Source organism: Nitratireductor sp. GZWM139, from assembly GCF_030068685.1.
In the GTDB taxonomy this organism is placed as follows: domain Bacteria; phylum Pseudomonadota; class Alphaproteobacteria; order Rhizobiales; family Rhizobiaceae; genus Nitratireductor; species Nitratireductor aquimarinus.
The window spans coordinates 110709-126192 of the sequence record NZ_JAMQML010000009.1 but is presented as its reverse complement, the minus strand read 5'-3'; the positions used below and the strand labels follow the sequence as shown (position 1 = coordinate 126192).

At 59.5% G+C, this 15484-nt stretch carries 15 protein-coding genes; 8 read left to right on the top strand and 7 right to left on the bottom strand.

What is annotated here, in order from left to right; translation table 11 throughout:
* Positions 1–3: 3 nt before the first annotated feature.
* Positions 4–711, bottom strand: coding sequence for a Tim44/TimA family putative adaptor protein (locus NDI72_RS12880; RefSeq protein ID WP_113153625.1), 708 nt, complete (start codon positions 709–711; stop codon positions 4–6).
* Positions 712–918: 207 nt separating this feature from the next.
* On the opposite strand from NDI72_RS12880, the gene NDI72_RS12875 reads away from it, so the two are divergent.
* Positions 919–1419 carry an FxsA family protein gene (locus NDI72_RS12875; RefSeq protein ID WP_283800635.1) on the top strand — a complete coding sequence of 167 codons (501 nt, stop codon included), beginning with the start codon at positions 919–921 and terminating at the stop codon, positions 1417–1419.
* Between the two features lie 117 nt (positions 1420–1536).
* Positions 1537–2046 (top strand): protein-export chaperone SecB, encoded by a 510-nt coding sequence (gene secB / locus NDI72_RS12870; RefSeq protein WP_113153623.1) that lies wholly within the window; start codon positions 1537–1539, stop codon positions 2044–2046.
* Positions 2047–2183: 137 nt separating this feature from the next.
* On the opposite strand, the gene dnaQ is transcribed toward secB, so the two are convergent.
* The 5 genes from dnaQ to NDI72_RS12845 form a co-directional block, all read right to left on the bottom strand.
* Positions 2184–2885 carry a DNA polymerase III subunit epsilon gene (gene dnaQ / locus NDI72_RS12865; RefSeq protein WP_206995461.1) on the bottom strand — a complete coding sequence of 234 codons (702 nt, stop codon included), beginning with the start codon at positions 2883–2885 and terminating at the stop codon, positions 2184–2186.
* Between the two features lie 67 nt (positions 2886–2952).
* Positions 2953–3555 (bottom strand): dephospho-CoA kinase, encoded by a 603-nt coding sequence (coaE, locus tag NDI72_RS12860; RefSeq protein WP_283800634.1) that lies wholly within the window; start codon positions 3553–3555, stop codon positions 2953–2955.
* On the bottom strand, positions 3552–4385 hold the full coding sequence (locus NDI72_RS12855) for a shikimate dehydrogenase (RefSeq protein ID WP_283800633.1): 834 nt from the start codon (positions 4383–4385) through the stop codon (positions 3552–3554). Before NDI72_RS12855 ends, coaE begins: the two co-directional genes overlap by 4 nt.
* Positions 4378–4983, bottom strand: coding sequence for a Maf-like protein (locus NDI72_RS12850; protein WP_113153619.1), 606 nt, complete (start codon positions 4981–4983; stop codon positions 4378–4380). Before NDI72_RS12850 ends, NDI72_RS12855 begins: the two co-directional genes overlap by 8 nt.
* Positions 4984–4987: 4 nt before the next feature.
* Positions 4988–5821 carry a pyruvate, water dikinase regulatory protein gene (locus NDI72_RS12845; protein WP_206545572.1) on the bottom strand — a complete coding sequence of 278 codons (834 nt, stop codon included), beginning with the start codon at positions 5819–5821 and terminating at the stop codon, positions 4988–4990.
* 399 nt (positions 5822–6220) lie between these two features.
* On the opposite strand from NDI72_RS12845, the gene hemE reads away from it, so the two are divergent.
* The 3 genes from hemE to rho all read left to right on the top strand — a co-directional run bounded on the left by hemE (position 6221) and on the right by rho (position 9229).
* Positions 6221–7246 carry a uroporphyrinogen decarboxylase gene (gene hemE / locus NDI72_RS12840; protein WP_206545573.1) on the top strand — a complete coding sequence of 342 codons (1026 nt, stop codon included), beginning with the start codon at positions 6221–6223 and terminating at the stop codon, positions 7244–7246.
* Positions 7246–7776 carry a protoporphyrinogen oxidase HemJ gene (gene hemJ, locus NDI72_RS12835; RefSeq protein ID WP_113153617.1) on the top strand — a complete coding sequence of 177 codons (531 nt, stop codon included), beginning with the start codon at positions 7246–7248 and terminating at the stop codon, positions 7774–7776. Before hemE ends, hemJ begins: the two co-directional genes overlap by 1 nt.
* A 187-nt stretch (positions 7777–7963) precedes the next feature.
* Positions 7964–9229 (top strand): transcription termination factor Rho, encoded by a 1266-nt coding sequence (gene rho, locus NDI72_RS12830; protein ID WP_113153616.1) that lies wholly within the window; start codon positions 7964–7966, stop codon positions 9227–9229.
* A 100-nt stretch (positions 9230–9329) separates the two neighbouring features.
* On the opposite strand, the gene NDI72_RS12825 is transcribed toward rho, so the two are convergent.
* Entirely contained in the window at positions 9330–11342 is a 2013-nt protein-coding gene (locus NDI72_RS12825; RefSeq protein WP_283800632.1) for a thioredoxin domain-containing protein, read from the bottom strand.
* A gap of 79 nt (positions 11343–11421) precedes the next feature.
* Here NDI72_RS12825 and mnmE point away from each other — a divergent pair, with 79 nt between their 5' ends.
* The 3 genes from mnmE (at position 11422) to rsmG (ending at position 15432) form a co-directional block, all read left to right on the top strand.
* Positions 11422–12735, top strand: a complete 1314-nt coding sequence (gene mnmE / locus NDI72_RS12820; RefSeq protein ID WP_283800631.1) for a tRNA uridine-5-carboxymethylaminomethyl(34) synthesis GTPase MnmE — start codon at positions 11422–11424, stop codon at positions 12733–12735.
* Between the two features lie 193 nt (positions 12736–12928).
* Complete coding sequence (gene mnmG / locus NDI72_RS12815) at positions 12929–14800, top strand: tRNA uridine-5-carboxymethylaminomethyl(34) synthesis enzyme MnmG (RefSeq protein ID WP_283800630.1); 1872 nt, start codon at positions 12929–12931, stop codon at positions 14798–14800.
* Positions 14800–15432 (top strand): 16S rRNA (guanine(527)-N(7))-methyltransferase RsmG, encoded by a 633-nt coding sequence (gene rsmG, locus NDI72_RS12810; protein WP_206553300.1) that lies wholly within the window; start codon positions 14800–14802, stop codon positions 15430–15432. Before mnmG ends, rsmG begins: the two co-directional genes overlap by 1 nt.
* The last annotated feature ends 52 nt before the right edge of the window (positions 15433–15484 follow it).

The window sequence follows — 15484 nt, the reverse complement described above, 5'->3', positions numbered from 1 at the left end:
GGATCAATCCTCGGCTTCGGTGGCGACGAGCTTCCAGTTGGGGTCGCGGGAACGGCTGTCGCGCGCGAAGGTCCACACATCCTTGACTTCGGCCACGGTCTCGGGATCGCCGTCGATCACCTCTCCGGACCCGTCACGGGTGGCGGAGATGAGCTCGCTGACGATGCGCAGCGTGACATGGGCTTCCGAACCCTTCATCTCGGCGGCGACGATATCCATGCTGTCGATGCCGACAAACGAGGATTCGATCTTCTCGTTGCGCTTCTCACGCTCGTCGATTGCAGCGACGAAACCTTCATAAACCTCGCGCGAAAGCAGGTTCTTGAGGGTGCGGCGGTCGCCATCGGCATAGGCCATGACGATCATCTCATAGGCCATCTTCGCGCCTTCGACGAAGCTCTTGGGCGCGAACGAGGCGTCGGCGTCGCGAATGGCGCGCATGCCCTTGTTCAATTCGCTGCCCGGCTTGGCGGCCTTGTCGATATCGGCATAGGTCAGGTCGGGTTCCGGAGCGCCCTTGCGGCGCGGCAGGGAGACCACGTTTTCGCCGTCGCCGGACTTTTCTTCGCTGGAAGACCTGCGCCCTGCGGTGTAGGGATCAAAGGGCGGACGTTCATTGCCCGTACGCCGGCCGAGCACATTGCGCAGCTGAAAGAAGATCACCACAGCGGCAATCAGAAAGAAAATCGTGCCGAAATCGAAGAATTCCATAACGTCCAGCCAAACGAGCCACTGTGTTCCGCAGCACCTGCCGGCTCAGGCCAGGTGCAGAGGCGACGGCACCCCGTCCTTACCGGAAATCATATAGAACGCAGACCGCCATCATTCAAATTTTCGGTCAGAATACCTATGTTTTCCCCACTGGCCAGCATGGAACGGTCAGAATCCGCTTAAACAGGCAACAAGGCTAACAAGTTCGTGCGATTTTCGATTGTTCCCTTCCTCCTTCTCGCCATCCCGTTGGGCGAGATCGCCATGTTCGTCGTTGTCGGCAGCCAGATCGGCGTGTTCCCCACGCTGGCGCTGGTTCTGATAACAGCCGTGACAGGCTCCATCCTTCTGAGAATTCAGGGGTTTGGCGTCGTTCGCCGCATTCAGGAAACGATGAATGAGGGCGGCGTGCCCGGCCGCGATCTCGTGCATGGCATGATGATCATGGTGGCCGGCGTGCTTCTTCTCACGCCCGGTTTCATCACCGATACGCTCGGTTTCCTCCTGTTTATTCCGGCAATCCGCGACATCGGCTGGAAATTCCTGCGCAGCCGGATCGTCGTCATGGGCGGGGCGGCAGGCGCCGGCGCACAGCGCCAAAACCCCTATCGACGCGACACCGGGCCGCACACAATTGATCTTTCGGCAGACGATTACAGCGACGAACCGAACGATAATTCGCCCTGGCGCGGACCCGATCGCGACTAAAGCGGACCGTCCCGCGACCCCGCCGCGCCTTGTCATGCGCCAAAGCCCATGCTAGCGAGCAAACAATTATTTTCGGGGAGCCGCGCGGCTGCCAACCACGCTTGAGGAAGAACACGCATGGCCAAGAAACCAGAAGAAAACACTGCAGGCGCGAACGAAGCGGCAAAGGCCGGCAACGGCGCACAGCCCGCACTGAACGTTCTGACCCAGTATGTGAAGGATCTTTCCTTCGAAAGCCCGGGCGCTCCGCAGTCTCTGCGCGGTCGTTCGGAAGCTCCGGCAATCAACATCAACGTCAATGTCAACGCCAACCCGCTTGGCGAGACCGACTATGACGTCGTGCTGACGCTCAACGCCAAGGCAGAAGCCGAAGGCAAGGTGCTGTTCAACGTAGAGCTGGTTTATGGCGGTGTCTTCCGCGTTGCCGGTTTCCCGCAGGAGCACATGCTGCCGGTTCTCTTCATCGAGTGCCCGCGTCTGCTCTTCCCGTTCGCACGTCAGGTCATCGCCGACGCAACCCGCGCCGGTGGCTTCCCGCCGCTGATGATCGACCCGATCGACTTTGCCCGCATGTTCCAGCAGCGCGTTGCCGAGGAACAGGCAAAGGGCCAGGTTCAGGTTTCCTGATCCAGCCAGATTTTCTGAGTTTTTTTCGGGGTGGCGCTTTCGGGCGCCGCCCCGAATCATTTCTGGCGCATCATTTCTGGCGCAGGTTTTTTCGATTTTCGGAGAAAGCCGGAATTTTCCGGAAAAGCTGCCTGACCTCAGGCGCGCAGATTGTGCCAGAGCGATTTCTCGCCGAGCTTTTCGACCAGCGCCTCATGAGCGGCGCGCTCTTCCTCGCTGATGCGCGGGGGAAGGGGAGTCGGTCGCGCCGAGAGGGTGACCGAAGCGGCCAGCGCGCTTTCGCCCGCTTTGTCGCCACCGCCTGAAATCTCCAGACCAAGAGCGGCCTGCTTGCCGCCGATCAGCTCGATATAGACTTCGGCGAGAAGTTCGGCGTCGAGGAGAGCGCCGTGCTTGGTGCGGCGGCTGTTGTCGATGCCATAGCGACGGCACAGCGCATCGAGCGAATTCGGCCCCATCGGGTGTTTGCGCCGCGCGATGGCCAGCGTATCGACCACAAGCGAGGGCTCCACCGGGGGAACGCCCAGCCGGTCGAATTCGGCATTGATGAAGCCGATATCGAAGTTCGCATTGTGGGCGACCAGCTTTGCGCCGTCGATGAATTCCAGAAATTCTTGCAGAACCGCGCCAAACACCGGCTTATCGGCCAGATCGGCATCGGAAATTCCGTGAACCGCCTGCGCCTCCGGGTGAACCGAACGGCCCTGCGCATTGATGTAGTGATGCAGGAAACGCCCCGTGGGAAAACGGTTGTCCAGCTCGACACAGCCGATCTCGATCACCCGATCCAGATTGTTGTCGAGACCCGTAGTTTCCGTATCGAAAACGATTTCGCGCATTCATTCGCTCCAGAGCGCCAGTTCGTGAGCAACATGCGCACCCGATGCGGGTGACGCAAGCATGGCCTTATGGGGATGGTGTTTCGGCTGGGGAAAGTGCTGCGATCACCGATTTCACGGCATCGCGCGCCGCTTCCATCCCATTGCCCGTGTCGATGATGAAGTCGGCGCGCGCGCGCTTTTCCGCATCCGGCACCTGACGGGCAAGGATCGCGGCGAACTTTTCTTCCGTCATGCCGGGGCGTGACAGAACCCGGCTGCGCTGCTCTTCAGCCGGCGCAGTGACGACAACAATGCGATCAACACGATCCTCACCGCCCGTTTCGAACAGGAGCGGAATGTCGAGCACGACAATGGGCGTTCCCTTTTGCCTGTTTTCGGCAACGAACGCGTCTGCATCCTGACGCACCAGTGGATGGATGATCTCTTCCAGCGCCTTGAAGGCTTCGGGTTTCCCCAAAACGGCCCTGGCCAGTCGTTCACGATCCACCGCGCCGTTAACAACGGTTCCGGGGAAACGCGCCTCGATGAGCGGTGCAGCCGCACCCGCATAGAGCCTGTGAACCGCTGCATCGGAATCGTGCACCGGCACGCCTTCTTCCACAAACATGCGGCCGGTTGTGGATTTCCCCATGCCGATGGAGCCGGTGAGGCCGAGAATGACTGTCACACCTGTTCTCCATCGGACAGAACATGCGTGCGCAGGGCCCCGGTGACCTCTGGCCGCATGCCGAACCAGCGCTCGAAACCGGGCACGGCCTGATGCAGCAGCATGCCCAGCCCGTCGACCGGCGTGAGCCCGCGCGCCTCGGCGGCGGCAAGCAGGTCCGTCTTGAGCGGCGCATAGACAATGTCGCTGACGACCGCGCCTTCAGGCATTGGATCGAGCGAAATCTCCAGCGGCGGTTTCCCGGTCATGCCGAGCGCGCTCGTGTTCACCAGAAGATGCGCATCGGACAGAAGTGCCGGAAGCGCGTCCCAGCCATGGGCGCTGACGCCCGTTCCGAAACGCTGCGCCAGCTCCTCGGCCCGCTCAATGGTGCGATTGACCACGCGAATCTTGCGGTAGCCGGCCTTCTGGATGGCGTGGATGATGGCGCGCGCCGCACCGCCTGCACCCAGCACCACGGCGGTCTCGCCAGACGTCCAGCCGGGAGCAATGGCGCTCAGATTTGCAGAAAAACCATAGGCGTCCGTGTTTCCGCCGATGAGTTTTCCACCCTCGAACCACAGCGTGTTGACGGCGCCGATCATCTCGGCCGCCTCGTCGCACTGATCGACACCCTGAAAGGCTGCTTCTTTGTGGGGCAGGGTGACGTTGCCACCGGCATATACGGAAGATGACAGGCCAGCGAGAAACGCCGGAAAATCGAGCGGTGCGACATCCAGCTTTTCATAGCTGCCGGCGATGCCGTGCTTATGAAGCCAGTAGCCATGAATGAGCGGCGAGCGGGAATGCGCGATGGGATGCCCGCAGACGAAGGCGTGAATATCAGCCATCGATCGCCCCCAGCGTGCGCAGCTCGGCCAGAAGCGGCAGGAGCGGCAGGCCGACAATCGTGAAGGTGTCGCCTTCGATCTTTTCGAAAAGCTGAATGCCTTCACCTTCGATCTGATAAGCGCCTACGCTGTGCAGGGCGTTTTCGCCCACACTGGAAAGATGACGCCCGATGAAAGCGGGATCGAGATCGCGCATGGTGAGGCGCGCAATGCCCACATGCCGCCAGATCACCTCGCCATCACGCGCGATGACGACGGCGCTGTTGAGCTGATGGGTGCGGCCCGAAAGTTTCAGAAGATGCCGGCGCGCGCCTTCCATGTCTGCTGGCTTGTGGAAGACTTCATCACCGAGCGACAGGGTCTGGTCCGCACCGATGACAAGCGCGCCGGGGGAGCGCTCGGAAACGTCCACGGCCTTGGCTTCGGCAAGCACCTGGGCGACGGTTTCAGGATCCGCGCCGCTTCCTTCCAGCGTGTTTTCCACAGCGCGCTCGTCGATCTCGGACCGTTCGACGCGAAACGTGACGCCGGCATCGCGCAGCATTTTCTGACGAAAGGCGCTTCCCGACGCCAGGATGATGGCGGGCTTGTCTGTCATGGTGTCACCCTCTGTTTTCTCGTGACTTCGCATACAATGCGAGAATGGCGGCTGCGGTTTCTTCAATGGACCGGCGCGAAACGTCGATCACCGGCCAGCCATGCCGGCTGCAAAGCTGGCGCGCATAGGCAATCTCGCGCGAGATTGTTGCGCGATCCGTATAGGGATTGAAGGCTGTTTCATCCACAGAGCCCAGAATGCGGTTCTGGCGAATCTGTGAAATGCGCTCGGCGGAAGCAACGAGGCCCACGATCAGCGGCCGCCTGGCCTCTGCCAGCGCTTCGGGAAGCTTCATGTCCAGAACGATTGGAACATTGGCGGTCTTCACACCGCGGTTCGCCAGATAGATGCTGGTGGGCGTCTTGGATGTGCGGGAGATACCCACAAGCACAACGTCCGCATCTTCAATGTTCAGCGGAAGCTGCCCGTCATCATGCTCCATGGTGAAATTGAGCGCTTCGATGCGGTGGAAATACTGCGCATCCAGCACATGCTGCGCGCCCATGCGCCGTCCGGCGGGTGTTCCCAGATAGGACTGGAAAACCATCAGCACCGGTTCGAGCACGGAAACGCAGGGCAGGCCGAGCGCGGCACAGCTTTCATCCACCTGCCGGGCGAGTTTCTGATCCACCACTGTGTAGAGAACAATGCCCGGCTCGCGCTCCACTTCATCGAGCACGCGGGCCAGCTGCTTCTCATTTCGAATCAGCGGGTAGATGTGCTCGATCGCCCGCGCATCCTTGTATTGCGCGGCTGCGGCGCGTCCAGCGGCCAGAAGAGTCTCTCCGGTCGCATCAGAAATCATGTGAAGATGGAAGAAGCGCTGCGGCTGTTGCACGGTTTTCTGCCCCGCCATGTGGATGATTGTTGATAACGCGGGCTCAAAAAAATGGCGAGGCCGCGCCTCTGGATAAGTCCATAGAGTCTTCCACAGATCAGCCCGGTGTGAATTGTGATGCGCCCATGTGGAGAACAATCGACAATCCCCGAACCTTCCTTCATTGTCCACCACACGCGGAAAAACGAAATTGGCTCAGCCTATTGAATCTGCGTGCTGAATCCGCATTATCCCCGTTCTTCTGAAGATGTGCATTGCCATGGGGCGCGGCAATAAGACCGAAGGGGCGATGCGCGAAACCGTGGACAGATTTGAATCCACATTACAAACAGAGTCTAAGAATCAGAAGAATCTTCAGATCTGTAATTATCTTTTGAATCCTGACTGTGGAGCATCCTGATGGGGCAGCGAAAAATCCTCGACGTGCTTAGAGGCGAGACGGTGTTTCCGCCTCCCGTATGGATGATGCGCCAGGCAGGGCGATATCTGCCGGAATACCGGGAAACCCGGAAACACGCCGGTGGGTTCCTGGATCTCTGCTACAATCCCGATCTGGCCGTGGAAGTGACCCTACAGCCGATCCGGCGTTTCAACTTCGACGCTTCGATCCTGTTTTCCGACATTCTCGTCGTGCCTCATGCCCTCGGACGCGATCTGCGCTTCGAGGAAGGGCGCGGTCCGCTCCTGACGCCAATCGACGCCGGCGGCATCGCCAGGCTGGAAACCGACGGTTTTCATGATCATCTGGCGCCGGTCTACGAGACGGTGCGGCGGCTTCGGAAAGAACTTCCAGACGAAACGACGCTGCTCGGCTTCTGTGGCGCTCCCTGGACGGTGGCGACTTACATGATCGCCGGGCATGGAACGCCGGACCAGGCGCCGGCCCGCATGTTCGCTCTGGAACAGCCGGAGGCCTTCTCCGCGCTGATCGACTGTCTTGCGGACTGTTCGGCCGAATATCTGATCCGCCAGATCGATGCGGGCGCGGATGCGGTTCAGATCTTCGATTCCTGGGCCGGTGTTCTCGATGAGCTCTCTTTCGAGCGCTGGTGCGTGAAGCCGATGGCGCGGATCGTGGCGAAAGTGCGCGAAAAGCACCCCGATGTGCCGATCATCGGCTTTCCCAAGGGCGCGGGCGCGCATTATGCGGGCTATCGCCGGGAGACGGGCGTGACGGCGCTGGGCCTCGACTGGACCGTTCCATTGGGCACAGCGCGCCGTCTGCAGGCCGAGGGAGCCGTTCAGGGCAATCTGGACCCCCTGAGGCTGATTGCGGGCGGAGAGGCGCTCCACGAGGGCGTGGCGGCCATTCTGGACGCCCTGAGACATGGACCCTTCATCTTCAACCTCGGCCACGGCATCACGCCCAAGACGCCGGTTGAGCATGTAGAAGCCATGCTGAAGCAGATCAGGGAGGCCGAGTGATGGCTGCGAGTGACACGGGCGGCAAAAAAGCTGCGGGCAGGGCCTTCACGGCGCTGGCGATTTTCATCGGCCTGACGGCGCTTTTGTTTTTCTACAATCCGTCCGGTTTCTATCTCTGGGCCAAGGCCATCCATGTGATCGCCGTGATTGCCTGGATGGCAGGCATGCTCTACCTGCCGCGGCTGTTCGTCTATCACGCGGATGCCGAGCCGGGTTCGGAGAAATCCGAGACATTCAAGGTGATGGAGCAGCGTCTGTTACGGCTGATCATCAACCCGGCCATGATCGTGACCTGGGTTTTCGGCCTGTGGCTGGCCTGGGACGGTTTCGGCTTTTCGGGCGGCTGGCTGCACGCAAAGATCGCGCTTGTTATCGCCATGTCGGGCGTGCACGGCTATTTCTCGGCCTCCGTTCGCCGCTTTGCGGCTGATCAGAACACCAAGCCCGCCCGTCATTGGCGTATAATGAACGAAGCGCCGACGCTTCTGATGATCGTGATTGTCGTGCTTGTTATCGTCAAACCCTTCTGATACGGGTTTGACAGACTGCCTTTGATGCGGAACCGGCGATGCCGTCTTGCCCTTTGAACAAGACGGCGCTAAGAGTCGGTTCCTTCCTTTTTGTCCGGTTCCACGCACATCTTCCGTTCCGAGTGAAACCGGCTGGCTTCAAATACGCCTACCCCCATCTTTTTGTTTGCCTTTCCAGAGTCCGCACATGCAGGAAATGAAACTCCAAGAGCTGAAAAGCAAATCGCCGACCGATCTCATTGCGTTCGCAGAATCGCTTGAGGTCGAGAACGCCAGCATCATGCGCAAGCAGGAGCTGATGTTCGCGATTTTGAAGAAGCTCTCCACGCAGGATATCGAGATCATCGGCGAAGGCGTCGTGGAAGTGTTGCAGGATGGCTTCGGCTTCCTCCGCTCCGCAACCGCCAACTATCTGCCGGGTCCGGACGATATCTACATCTCCCCCTCCCAGATCCGCCGCTTCTCGCTGAAGACGGGCGATACGGTCGAGGGTCCGATCCGCAGCCCCAAGGAAGGCGAGCGCTATTTCGCCCTTCTCAAGGTCAACACGATCAATTTTGAGGATCCGGAGAAGATCCGCCACAAGATCCACTTCGATAACCTGACACCGCTCTATCCCGATGAGCGGCTGAACATGGAAATCGAGGATCCGACGAAGAAAGACCTGTCGGCGCGTGTGATCGACCTGGTGGCGCCGCTCGGCAAGGGCCAGCGTGGCCTGATCGTCGCGCCGCCGCGCACGGGTAAGACGGTTCTTCTGCAGAACATCGCCCATTCGATCACCTCGAATCACCCGGAATGCTTCCTGATCGTTCTTCTGATCGACGAACGTCCGGAAGAAGTGACCGACATGCAGCGCTCGGTGAATGGCGAGGTTATTTCCTCGACCTTCGACGAGCCGGCCTCGCGCCACGTGCAGGTTGCCGAAATGGTCATCGAGAAGGCGAAGCGTCTGGTCGAGCATGGCCGCGACGTGGTCATTCTGCTCGATTCGATCACCCGTCTTGGCCGCGCCTACAACACGGTCGTGCCGTCTTCCGGCAAGGTTTTGACCGGTGGTGTGGACGCCAACGCCCTGCAGCGCCCCAAGCGCTTCTTCGGCGCGGCGCGCAACATCGAAGAGGGCGGTTCGCTGACGATCATCGCCACGGCGCTCATCGATACGGGCAGCCGCATGGACGAAGTGATCTTTGAAGAGTTCAAGGGCACGGGCAACTCGGAAATCGTTCTGGACCGCAAGGTTGCCGACAAGCGTATCTTCCCGGCCATCGACATTCTCAAGTCCGGTACGCGTAAGGAAGACCTCCTTATCGCGCGTCAGGATCTCCAGAAGATCTTCGTTCTGCGCCGCATCCTGGCTCCGATGGGCACCACGGACGCGATTGAGTTCCTTAACGACAAGCTCAAGCAGACCAAAACCAATTCGGAATTCTTCGATTCGATGAACACCTGATGGTGGTTTGACGAAATCTGCCGTTCTGGCAGCAGTTAAAAGGCGGCGTCACCGGAAACCGTGACGCCGCCTTAATCTTTTGTTCAGCATAAAATCCTTCTCAGTGCCTTCTGCGCAGCGCCTCTTCCAGTGCATTGGCGGTGTCGAATGGGGGCAGGCAGGTCTGGCCGATGCAGAGATAGGCCGCTTTCCGTGTCGGATCGACGGTGACACCGCCGGGCAGTTCCATCGCTTCTTTCTCTCCAGAGAGAACGATGTCGAAACGGCGTGGATCCAGATGTCGATTCGCTACCGGAACAAAAACCTGTTCTGCATCGGGTTCAACCATGACCAGCTTTATGGGTTCTTCCGCCAGAGCCGCAGCATAGACAGTGCCCGCCTGGCCATAGGTCTGGCTCGCAGCGCGCCCGAGAGCCTTTTCAACGACGTGGGCCAGATGGGCGCCGAGAGCGCCGTTGTGGAGCACGGAGAGGGCAAGGAGCGCTTCTATGCACTGGCTGGTGGCCGACGGGATGGCCTCATCCACATCACCGCGAATGCGCATGGGTACGTCTCCGGCGTCTGAAGCGGACAGAAAATAGCCTGTCGCATCAGCATCCGCGTGCCATTCATCCAACACGGTGCGCCAGGCATCTGCCTGTGCGAGCAGTGTTGCATCGCCTGTCGCCTGATAAAGCGCCGCTGCAGCGGAAATCATGCAGGCATAATCGCTGGTGAGCCCGGGAAAGACCCGGTTCCCGGCGCGGATGCTGTGGGGCAGGCGGCCGTGATCCATCGATTCGCATACGAAACGAAAAGCCGTTTGCGCAGCTTCAATCCAGTCCCGGCGCCCAAGGGTGCGACCGGCTTCGGCGAGAGCTGTGATCGTGAGGCCGTTCCAGTCGACCAGAATCTTGTCGTCACGCCCCGGTTGGGCACGGGAGTTGCGGGCTTCAAGCAGTCTGTCGAGCATGCTGCGCAGCGCGGTTTCTGTCTCACGCCCCTGAGACTCCGGCGTCGAACGACGATGCAGGATCGGCGCGCCCTCCCAGCCTTCCGGTTGAGCGACCGAGAAGACTTCCAGAAAGCGATTTCCGTCCGCACCCAGGACGGAATTGAGCTCTCCTTCCGTCCAGAGATAGGTTTGCCCCTCAACGCTTTCAGTATCCGCGTCCAGACTGGATATGAACGCGCCATTCACGTCCCGCATCTCGCGGAGCAGCCAGCCGACGGTTTCTTCGATTCGATACCGAAACAATTCATTTTGCGTTTCGCCATACGCCCAGCACAGCATGCGAAGGAGCTGTGCGTTGTCGTAGAGCATTTTCTCGAAATGCGGCACGATCCATTGATCGTCTGTCGCATAACGCGCGAGGCCCCCGCCTACATGATCGTAAATGCCGCCCGAAAGCATGGATTTGAGGCTGAACAGAACTGCTTCTTTAGAGGAAACATCGCCGGATTGAAGCGCATGAAGCCAGAGTATGCGCATGAACGGGACATTGGGGAATTTGGGGGCACCGCGAAGGCCGCCCAGTTCCATGTCGATCATGCGCTGAATTTTCGGCGCAAGATCGTCCAGTAGCGCAGAAGGGGAGGCGGAGCGACCGGAAGCGGGGGAGAGCCGACTCTCGACATGCGACTTCAACGCCGTGGCACTCTTCAGGAGATCGGTGCGCTTGTTCTTCCAGGCTGCATTGACCGCCTCGAGCACCTGGAGGAAGCCAGCCCGGCCATACCGCTGCTCAGGCGGGAAATAGGTGCCGCCCCAGAACGGGTTTCCGTCCGAATCGAGAAACATGGTGAGCGGCCAGCCGCCTTGCTCGCCGGTCGCAGACAGGGCCGCCATATAGATCTGATCGATCTCAGGCCGCTCTTCCCGATCCACCTTGATATTGACGAAGTGCCGGTTCATGGCCTCCGCAACTTTTGGATTCTCGAATGACTCATGAGCCATCACGTGACACCAATGGCACGCGGCGTATCCAACGGAGAGAAGAATGGGACGGTCCGTCTCCCGGGCTTCCTGCAGGGCCGCCGCAGACCAGGGGCGCCAATGGACCGGATTATCCTTGTGCTGCAACAGATAGGGACTGGTTTCGTTGGAAAGCAGATTTTTTGCTGGCAGAGCCATCAGGATTCCTTGCACATCGGATCGTTATGGAAAATATCTACCGGCACGGTAGGGCGCTTTGGACGTAAGGGCAATTCAGATGCGGGCAACGATATTCGCACTTTCCAGCGGTGGACTGCCATCGGGGGTCGCCGTTGTGCGGCTTTCCGGCGAAGGCACCCGTCAGGCCCTTGAGGAAATGGCGGGTGCCTTGCCTGTAGCGCGACAGGCTGCGTTGCGCGGGATTCACAACCGTGACGGCGTGCTTCTCGATCGGGGGCTTGTTCTCTTCTTTCCGGCTCCGCACAGTTTCACAGGTGAAGATTGTGCGGAGCTGCATCTGCATGGTGGACGCGCCGTGGTTCAGGCAGTGCTTGACGCGCTGTCCGGCTTTGCAGGGTTTCGTCTGGCAGAAGCCGGAGAGTTTACCCGACGCGCCTTCTTGAACGGAAAATTCGACCTCACGGAAGCAGAAGCGCTTTCCGACCTGATTGCCGCAGAAACAGAAGCGCAGCGCCGCTTTGCGCTGGCCAATGCGGAGACACGGCATCGCGCACTCTACGATGGCTGGCGCAGGACACTTATTCAGGCCCGCGCCATGATCGAGGCAGAGCTTGATTTCTCGGATGAGGAAGACGTTCCGGGTTCGGTTGCGGAGCAGGTCTGGAACGATGTCACTGCGTTGCACCGATCCTTGCGGACGCATGCCGCCGGATATCGGAATGCCGAGATCATCAGGGAGGGATACCGCGTCGTGATTCTCGGTGCGCCCAATGCCGGAAAATCCAGCCTTCTCAATGCGCTTGCCCAACGCGATATCGCCATCGTGACGGATGAGCCAGGAACCACGCGCGATGCGCTGGAGACCGCACTCGATATTGACGGTGCGAAAGTGATCCTGACGGATACGGCTGGCATTCGGGAGAACCCCGGCCGCGTTGAAGCACTCGGGATCGAACGCGCGATCAGCAGAGCGAAAGACGCGGATCTGATCCTTGTTCTCGAAGACATGTCTGCTGAAGACACTGTGGAAGCACCGGCCGATGCACCTTCTCTACGGGTCGGAAACAAGGCTGATCTTCCGGCCAAAGATCGAAATCAGCGGGACTACGACTTTGAGATCTCGGTCAAATCCGGTGAAGGGATCGATGCTCTTCTGGCAGAACTACGTCAGCGGGTGGGGGATGCGACCCGGAATGCGACAGAGATCCTGCCTTTCAGACAGCGTCACGTACAGCTGATCGAAGAAGCCGCACGTCATGCTCAGACAGCAATTGCGTCCGAGGACACACCACTCGAACTGCGCGCGGAAGAGCTGCGACTTTCTGCAGATGCGCTGGGACGCATCTCTGGAAGCATTGATGTCGAGGACCTCCTCGACACGATTTTCTCGCAGTTCTGTATTGGCAAATGACTCACGTGAAACACGGGATAGGAGATTGAACAGTCTTGACTCATTGTTTCACGTGAAACCCATCGACCTCAAATCTCTTGACTGATGGGTTGGAAAAGGACATGTCATCCAACGTCCCAAAGCCAATGTCCTTAAATCCAGCCAGCTTTCTTCTCTGGTCGAGACGTTTGCGCAGAGCAGATGGATATGAATAATGACGAATGAAACCTTTGATGTGATTGTGATCGGCGGCGGGCACGCCGGCGCTGAAGCGGCATCCGCCTCTGCGCGCAGCGGTGCAAAGACCGCGCTGGTTACACTTCGCTTCGATACCATCGGCGCGATGTCCTGCAACCCGGCAATCGGTGGGCTTGGCAAGGGGCACCTTGTTCGGGAAGTCGATGCGCTGGACGGCATTATGGGACGTGCGGCAGACGCCGCCGGCATTCAGTTTCGTTTACTCAATCGCCGCAAGGGTCCGGCAGTTCGCGGTCCGCGTACACAGGCAGATCGCAAGCTCTATCGGTCTGCTGTGCAGGAGGCGATCCGTTCTCAAGAGCATCTCGAAGTGATCGAAGGCGAGGCGCTGGAACTGGTCATTGATGCGGGGCGGGTCACGGGGGTTGTTGTGTCCGGAGAGCGTCATCTCAACTGTGGCTCTGTTGTGTTGACCACTGGTACGTTTCTGCGCGGCCTCATCCACATCGGTGAAAAGACGATACCGGCGGGGCGCATGAATGAGCAGGCTGCCGAGCGCCTGTCGCTCTCTATGGAAGCGGCTGGCTTCAGGCTCGGGCGTTTGAAGACGGGGACCCCGCCCAGGCTGGACGGTCGTACGATTGACTGGGCATCGCTCGACATGCAGCCAGCGGACGACAATCCGACACCATTCTCCCTGCTGACAGACAGGATTGTGAATCGGCAGATAGAGTGCGGCATCACGCGAACGACACCGGAAACCCACCAGGTGATCCGGGACAATCTGCATCGCTCGGCCATGTACTCCGGCGCGATTGACGGAATCGGACCGCGCTATTGTCCGTCCATTGAAGACAAGATCGTCAAGTTTGGCGACAGGGAAGGGCATCAGATATTCCTGGAGCCGGAAGGTCTCGATGACCACACGGTTTATCCGAACGGTATTTCGACTTCGCTGCCTGAAGATGCGCAGGTCGCGCTTCTCAAGACCATTCCCGGCTTGGCTGAGACCGTGGTGCTTCAGCCGGGATATGCGATTGAATATGACCATGTGGATCCGCGAGATCTCGAACCGACGCTTGAGACCCGGCGGGTGAAGGGGCTGTTCCTGGCGGGACAGATCAACGGCACGACCGGTTATGAAGAGGCTGCAGCCCAAGGGATTCTTGCCGGCATCAATGCAGCGCGGTCGGCGTCCGGCACCGGCATGATCACCCTCGGCCGAGCGGATGCCTATATCGGCGTGATGATCGACGATCTGGTGACGCGCGGTGTGAGTGAACCCTATCGCATGTTCACCTCGCGCGCGGAATATCGCCTGTCGCTGCGGGCAGACAATGCGGATATGCGCCTGACGCCTCTGGCCATTGAACTGGGCATTGCGTCGTCAGAGAGACGGAAGCGCTTCAGCGAGATGCAGACGACGCTGGACGATGCGCGAGCGCTGATCAAGAGCCGTGACCTGAGCCCCAATGAAGCCGAGCGTCATGGCATAGCGCTGAACAAGGACGGTGTCCGGCGCTCCGCCTACGATCTCTTGTCCTATCCAAATATCGATATGAGCCGACTTACTACCATCTGGAATGACTTCTCCTCTATCCCTCCGAAGCTCGCGGAGCTCGTCGAGACGGAGGCGCGATACGCCGTCTATCTTGAACGGCAGGGAAGTGACGCCGCGATGCTGCGGCGAGAAGAAGCGCGGCTCATACCGGATGATATGACGTTCGATACGATTGTGGGATTGTCCAATGAGCTCAAGCAGAAGCTTGCGGCCCGGCGGCCGCGGAGCATTGCAGACGCCCAGCGGATCGATGGGATGACACCGGCAGCTCTGGCACTGATCATCGCCACGCTGCGCCAGTTTGAGACCGAGCGGGGCGCTGCATAATGGCGACATCGCGTTTCGATCAGCTTGTGGAAATCGCTGGTCCAGTTTCACGTGAAACATTTGATCGTCTGGTTGCGTTTGAGGAAGTTTTCCGACGCTGGTCGAGACGAATCAATCTGGCCGCTCCGTCAACGCTTGAGACCTTGTGGGAGCGTCATATCCTGGATAGCGCGCAGCTTTTGCGACTCGCACCGGATGCGCGGAAATGGCTCGATGTCGGGTCGGGCGGCGGTTTTCCCGGCGCGGTAATGGCAATCCTTCTTGCTGAAAAGCCGGGCGCTGAAGTCCATCTGGTTGAAAGCAACCGCAAAAAAGCAGCCTTTCTTGTCTCGTCGCTCAACGAGGTCGGGGTTCGGCCAAAGGTTCACGCGAAGCGAATCGAAGACTGCTACAGCCTTATCGAGGCCCCGGAGATCGTTACGGCACGGGCTTTGGCTCCGCTTTCGCTGCTTCTCGAGCTGACAGAGCCCTGGTTGAGCCAGGGTGCGCGGGCGCTCTTTCACAAAGGCCGGGATTACCGGAGGGAAGTGGAAGAAAGCGGTAACGCGTGGCGGTTCGATCTGGTAGAACACAAAGACAAGGTCGATGCGGCAGCCATCATTCTCGAAGTGAAGAATCCTGTTCGGCTTTAGCCGGGGTCGTCGCGGAACCTTTCAGTCGAGTCTATTCGAGGTAGCAGCAGCG

Coding starts and splice junctions, on each gene's coding strand:
- NDI72_RS12825 (WP_283800632.1), bottom strand. CDS start 11,342: ATGGCTCTGCCAGCAAAAAATCTGCTTTCCAACGAAACCAGTCCCTAT.
- NDI72_RS12850 (WP_113153619.1), bottom strand. CDS start 4,983: ATGACAGACAAGCCCGCCATCATCCTGGCGTCGGGAAGCGCCTTTCGT.
- rho (WP_113153616.1), top strand. CDS start 7,964: ATGCAGGAAATGAAACTCCAAGAGCTGAAAAGCAAATCGCCGACCGAT.
- mnmE (WP_283800631.1), top strand. CDS start 11,422: ATGCGGGCAACGATATTCGCACTTTCCAGCGGTGGACTGCCATCGGGG.
- rsmG (WP_206553300.1), top strand. CDS start 14,800: ATGGCGACATCGCGTTTCGATCAGCTTGTGGAAATCGCTGGTCCAGTT.
- mnmG (WP_283800630.1), top strand. CDS start 12,929: ATGACGAATGAAACCTTTGATGTGATTGTGATCGGCGGCGGGCACGCC.
- hemJ (WP_113153617.1), top strand. CDS start 7,246: ATGGCTGCGAGTGACACGGGCGGCAAAAAAGCTGCGGGCAGGGCCTTC.
- secB (WP_113153623.1), top strand. CDS start 1,537: ATGGCCAAGAAACCAGAAGAAAACACTGCAGGCGCGAACGAAGCGGCA.
- dnaQ (WP_206995461.1), bottom strand. CDS start 2,885: ATGCGCGAAATCGTTTTCGATACGGAAACTACGGGTCTCGACAACAAT.
- NDI72_RS12880 (WP_113153625.1), bottom strand. CDS start 711: ATGGAATTCTTCGATTTCGGCACGATTTTCTTTCTGATTGCCGCTGTG.
- hemE (WP_206545573.1), top strand. CDS start 6,221: ATGGGGCAGCGAAAAATCCTCGACGTGCTTAGAGGCGAGACGGTGTTT.
- NDI72_RS12855 (WP_283800633.1), bottom strand. CDS start 4,385: ATGGCTGATATTCACGCCTTCGTCTGCGGGCATCCCATCGCGCATTCC.